The organism is Streptomyces sp. SBT349 (assembly GCF_001083795.1).
Taxonomy (GTDB): Bacteria; Actinomycetota; Actinomycetes; order Streptomycetales; family Streptomycetaceae; genus Streptomyces.
The window spans coordinates 1-4770 of record NZ_LAVK01000466.1; the positions used below are offsets into that span (position 1 = coordinate 1).

3 protein-coding genes and 2 pseudogenes are annotated in these 4770 nt (G+C 71.4%); 3 read left to right on the plus strand and 2 right to left on the minus strand.

Annotated elements, in window-relative coordinates:
• Nucleotides 1-191: 191 nt before the first annotated feature.
• Both ADY01_RS32900 and ADY01_RS32905 read left to right on the plus strand, forming a co-directional pair.
• Nucleotides 192-1073, plus strand: a pseudogene (locus tag ADY01_RS32900) (chitinase); the annotation flags it as partial.
• A gap of 17 nt (nucleotides 1074-1090) precedes the next feature.
• The gene (locus ADY01_RS32905) at nucleotides 1091-2881 is read left to right on the plus strand and encodes a coagulation factor 5/8 type domain-containing protein (protein ID WP_078900813.1); all 1791 of its coding nucleotides are present in this window, start codon (nucleotides 1091-1093) and stop codon (nucleotides 2879-2881) included.
• Between the two features lie 32 nt (nucleotides 2882-2913).
• Here the strand turns inward: ADY01_RS32905 and ADY01_RS37680 are convergent.
• Nucleotides 2914-3027 (minus strand): annotated as a pseudogene (locus tag ADY01_RS37680) (chorismate mutase); the annotation flags it as partial.
• A gap of 406 nt (nucleotides 3028-3433) precedes the next feature.
• Here ADY01_RS37680 and ADY01_RS32910 point away from each other — a divergent pair.
• The gene (locus tag ADY01_RS32910; RefSeq protein WP_049580409.1) at nucleotides 3434-3697 is read left to right on the plus strand and encodes a helix-turn-helix transcriptional regulator; all 264 of its coding nucleotides are present in this window, start codon (nucleotides 3434-3436) and stop codon (nucleotides 3695-3697) included.
• Between the two features lie 163 nt (nucleotides 3698-3860).
• Here the strand turns inward: ADY01_RS32910 and ADY01_RS32915 are convergent, their stop codons facing one another.
• On the minus strand, nucleotides 3861-4331 hold the full coding sequence (locus tag ADY01_RS32915; protein WP_049580410.1) for a hypothetical protein: 471 nt from the start codon (nucleotides 4329-4331) through the stop codon (nucleotides 3861-3863).
• Nucleotides 4332-4770 lie beyond the last annotated feature (439 nt).

A 4770-nucleotide genomic window follows, 5' to 3' on the forward strand; every position in this document is an offset into this window, starting at 1 on the left:
ACGACCTACACCGCGTAACACACGACGGTCATCACCCGGGCGCTAATCTCATCGTGTGCACCGCCAACCCGAGCCACTGCGCACGTCTTCTCCATCTTGTTTTTTTTTTTTTCAAGCAGAGGACGGAATACGATATCCGCCTTATTCTCGTGGGCTCGGAGATGTGTAAAAGACACGCGGCCACCGCCGATCCCTCCCCCACCGCCTCGATGGCCGTGGCGCCCTACCTCTACAACGGCTGGGGCAGCCCGCCGGACCCGACCACCGTCATGGACGCCACCGGCGTCTCGTGGTTCACCCTCGCCTTCGTCCTCAGCAACGGCTACTGCGACCCGCAGTGGGACGGCTCCCGCCCGTTGAGCGGCGGGGTGGACGAGCAGACGATCGAGACGGTCAGGGCCGCGGGCGGCGACGTCATCCCGTCCTTCGGCGGCTGGAGCGGCAACAAGCTGGAGAGCTCCTGCTCCAGCGCGGGCGAACTCGCCGACGCCTACCAGCAGGTCATCGACGCCTACGGCCTCACCGCCATCGACATCGACATCGAGGCCGCGGCCTACGACGACCCGGCCACGCAGCAGCGCACCGTGGACGCCCTGCTCGCCGTGCAGGCCGCCAACCCGGGCCTGCGCGTCTACGTCACCTTCGGCACCGGGCAGAACGGCCCGGACACCAGCCTCATCGACCGCGCCGCCGCCTCCGGGCTGACCGTCGACGGCTGGACCATCATGCCGTTCAACTTCGGCGGCAACGGCCAGAACATGGGCGAGCTCTCCGTCCAGGCCGCCGAGGGCCTGAAGAACGCGCTGACCGGCGCCTACGGCTACAGCGACACCGAGGCGTACCAGCACATGGGCATCTCCTCCATGAACGGCACCACCGACGTGGGCGAGACCATCACCGTCGCCGACTTCGAGACGATGCTCGGCTACGCCCAGCAGAACGGCCTGGCCCGCCTGACGTTCTGGTCGGTCAACCGCGACCGCCCGTGCGACGGCGGCGGCGCCGACACCTGCTCGGGCGTCGACCAGCAGCCCTGGGACTTCACCCGGGTCTTCGCCCGGTACGCGGGCTGAGTGGGAGGGTGCCCCCCATGAACGCACCACATCGCGTCGACGCACCCCGGCAGCGCCCCCGGCGCCCCCGGCGCCGCGGGCTCGCCCTCGGCCTCGCCCTGACGGCCGTGGTCACGGCCCTCGCCTCGGGACCGGTCTCCGGGGCGATGGCCGGGCCGTCCCCCGCCGCCGCCCCCGACCTGGGGCCCAACGTCCATGTCTTCGACCAGTCGATGTCGGCCGAGGAGATCCAGAGCGTGGTGGACGCCACGTTCGCGCGGCAGGAGACCGCGCAGTTCGGCCAGGGTCGCGCGGCGTTCCTCTTCGAGCCGGGCACCTACGACGTGGACGTCAACGTGGGCTACTACACCCAGGTCTCGGGCCTGGGCCTGATCCCCGACGACGTGCACATCAGGGGCGCCGTCCACGCGGAGGCCGACTGGTTCGACGGCAACGCCACCCACAACTTCTGGCGCGCCGCCGAGAATCTGTCGGTCACCCCCACCACCGGCACCGACCGCTGGGCGGTGTCCCAGGCGGCGCCCTACCGGCGCATGCACATCCGCGGCGACCTCCAGCTGGACGACGGCGGCTGGTCGAGCGGCGGCTTCATGGCCGACACCGCGGTGGAGGGCCAGGTCCGCTCCGGCTCGCAGCAGCAGTGGCTGTCGCGGAACACCGAGTGGGGCAGCTGGTCGGGCGCCAACTGGAACATGGTGTTCGTCGGCGCCGAGAACGCCCCGTCAGGCGACTTCCCCGACCCGCCCTACACCCGGATCGACCGGACGCCGCTCTCCCGCGAGAAGCCGTTCCTCCACATCGACGAGACCGGTGAGTACGCGGTGTTCGTGCCGGCCCTGCGGCGCGACTCCTCGGGAACGAGCTGGTCCTCCGGCTCGCCCGAGGGCACGTCGATCCCGATCGGCGACTTCCACATCGCCAGGCCGGGCGACAGCGCCGCCAGCATGAACGCGGCCCTGGACGAGGGCAAGCACCTGCTGGTCACGCCGGGCGTCTACCCGATCGACGAGACGCTGCGGGTGACCGACCCCGACACCGTGGTGCTCGGCCTCGGCCTGGCGACGCTGGTCCCCCAGGACGGCGTGATGGCGATGTCGGTCGCCGACGTGGACGGCGTGAAGATCGCGGGCCTCCTCATCGACGCGGGCACCACCAACTCCCCGCTGCTGATGGAGGTCGGCCCCGAGGGCGCCGCCGAGGACCACGCGGACAACCCGATCTCGCTGCACGACGTGTTCTTCAGGATCGGCGGCGCGCACGCCGGGCGCGCCACCACCAGCCTGGAGATCAACAGCGACGACGTGATCGGCGACCACCTGTGGCTGTGGCGCGGCGACCACGGCGACGGCATCGGCTGGAACACCAACACGGCCGACACCGGCCTGGTGGTCAACGGCGACGACGTGACCACCTACGGCCTGTTCGTCGAGCACTACCAGAAGACGCAGACGATCTGGAACGGCGAACGCGGCCGGACCTACTTCTTCCAGAACGAGATGCCCTACGACCCGCCGGACCAGGCGGCCTGGATGGACGGCTCGACCCAGGGGTACGCCGCCTACCGGGTGGCCGACTCGGTGACCGACCACCAGGCGTTCGGCCTCGGCAGCTACTGCTTCTTCAACGCCAACCCGGGCGTCGCGGCGGAGCGCGCCTTCCAGGTGCCCGACACGCCGGGCGTGCGGTTCACCAACATGGTGGCGGTCTCGCTGGGCGGCGGCACGGGCACCATCCGGCACATCATCAACGACACCGGCGGCCCGGCCGATCCGGGCAACCAGGTGGCCTACCTGACCGCCTACCCATGACCGCCCGCCCGTGACCGCCTACCCGTGACCGGCTAGTCCCGGCCCGCCGGGGGTGATCCGCCGTCCACCGACGCGTTGGCCAGCGTCTCGTGGTGGCGGATCACCTCGGCGATGATGAAGTTGAGGAGCTTCTCCGCGAAGGCCGGGTGGGTCTCCTGCCAGGGGCGGAGCGGGAGATTGCGCAGGTCAGGCCGTCGCACTACCGAGTGGCGGACGAACAGCCCTCGGTATGGGAGCGGGACAGTTCTGGATCGGGTCTGGATGGGGTCGAGATCCCGTCTCCCGTTCATCTCCCAAATGATCATGGCCCCCGCGCAGGTCAGCGCGGGGGCCATCTCGCACGGCCCCCCGAGGGGGGCCGCTCTGCGCCAGGACCAGATGAGAGGGGCACTCACGCTCTGGCCCCAGCGCGCCTGTGCGGGCGCCGGAGTGGTCTACACCGGTCGCCCGAGCTTACGAGACCATCTGTCAGCAGTCGAGGCATATGCCAAGATCGGCAAATGTTGCTGGCTGGCTACTGACTCCTGATCTTGGTCGCGCTGTCGTGATCACGTGCCACCTGCCGATCCGCCTCGCCCCGGCCTCGTCGCCCGGCGCCGCGCGATCGGCGACCGCATCCGAGACGCCCGCCTCAACGCGAACCTCACCCAGGAGGGACTGCGCGACCGCACCGCCCTGAGCAGAGACACGATCATCCGCATCGAGGCCGGCACTACCGACGCCCGCCTGTCCTGGCTGCTGCTGATCGCCGACGCGGTCGGGACCGACCTCGCCGACCTTGTGCGGGAAGACGGGCCCCGGCCGCCGCAGACGTGACGGCGGCCGAGGCTAGTTGTCACTGTGCGGGCTGGCCGACGCCGGGGCACACGTTGCGCTCCCCTGTCTCCTGGTGGAACGGGGTTGGCTCTCCGGCGTCGACACTGACGCCGGAGCCGCAGTAGGGGCAGGACGCGCAGCAGCGCCCGGGATCGAATCGCACTTAGACCTCCTGTGGTAGGTCGAACTCCCGGCCAGGGGTGCGGCCGGGCGGCATGGCGTGCACGAAGGGCGCGAACGCCTTCGCGCCGGAGTGGAACTCCACGCCCAGCCCGGATGTGCTGCCGGGCTGGTCGCGGTCGGAGTACGCGTAGACCCGCGCCACCTCGGTGTTACCCGCGTTGGTCAGCAGGGCCACGAGATACCGCTCGACGGTCGGGATCGGCAGGCGCCCGGCGCCGAGCTCGGGCACCGCCACCGGCTCCGGGGCGTCCTTCTCCAATGGCTCCTCCGGCTGCTCCGGGACGTCGCCCTCGCGCGGCTGGGTGGTCACCGCGTGCCAGACCTCCGCCCCCGATCCGAACCGCACCTTCACGCCGAACGGGCGCTTGGCGCCCTCCGTCCACGGCTGGGCTTCCAGGCCAGCGGCGCGGTAGGCGGTGATGGCGTACTGCTGGAAACGGGCTGGGCGCACGGTGGTCTCCTCGTCGGCTGGGGGCGGTCAGCAGTCTAGGGACGGCGCCCGGCCGCCGTCGGCGAAGCGGGCGCCGGCGGGCGGTCGGAGTCAGGCGCGGTCGCGGAGTTCGTTTCTCGTGGTGGTGGGCCGCCCGCCCCCGGCTTCCTGGATGACCTCGCGGGGGCGGGCGGTGTCCCGGCGGCCACGAGGTGGCGGCCGGGGGTGTCGCTCCGGGCGGCGCCAACCAGGAACCCGGAGCGGCAGGCGGCGCCGGTCTGCACAGCGCCGCCGGTGCTCCGGGCGGGCGGCAACCAGACGCCCGGAGCGGGCGGCGCGAGCACACGGCGCGCCGCCGGTTCCCCGGCCGGGATGTCCCCGCCGGCCGGGGGGTCTGTTCCCCGCCCGCCTCCTGGTGTGAATCAGCGAGGAGCGGGCGGCGCCCTCGCCGCCCTCGGGG

Excerpts from the sequence above, each read along its gene's own strand:
- ADY01_RS32905 (WP_078900813.1), top strand. The coding sequence starts at position 1,091 with ATGAACGCACCACATCGCGTCGACGCACCCCGGCAGCGCCCCCGGCGC.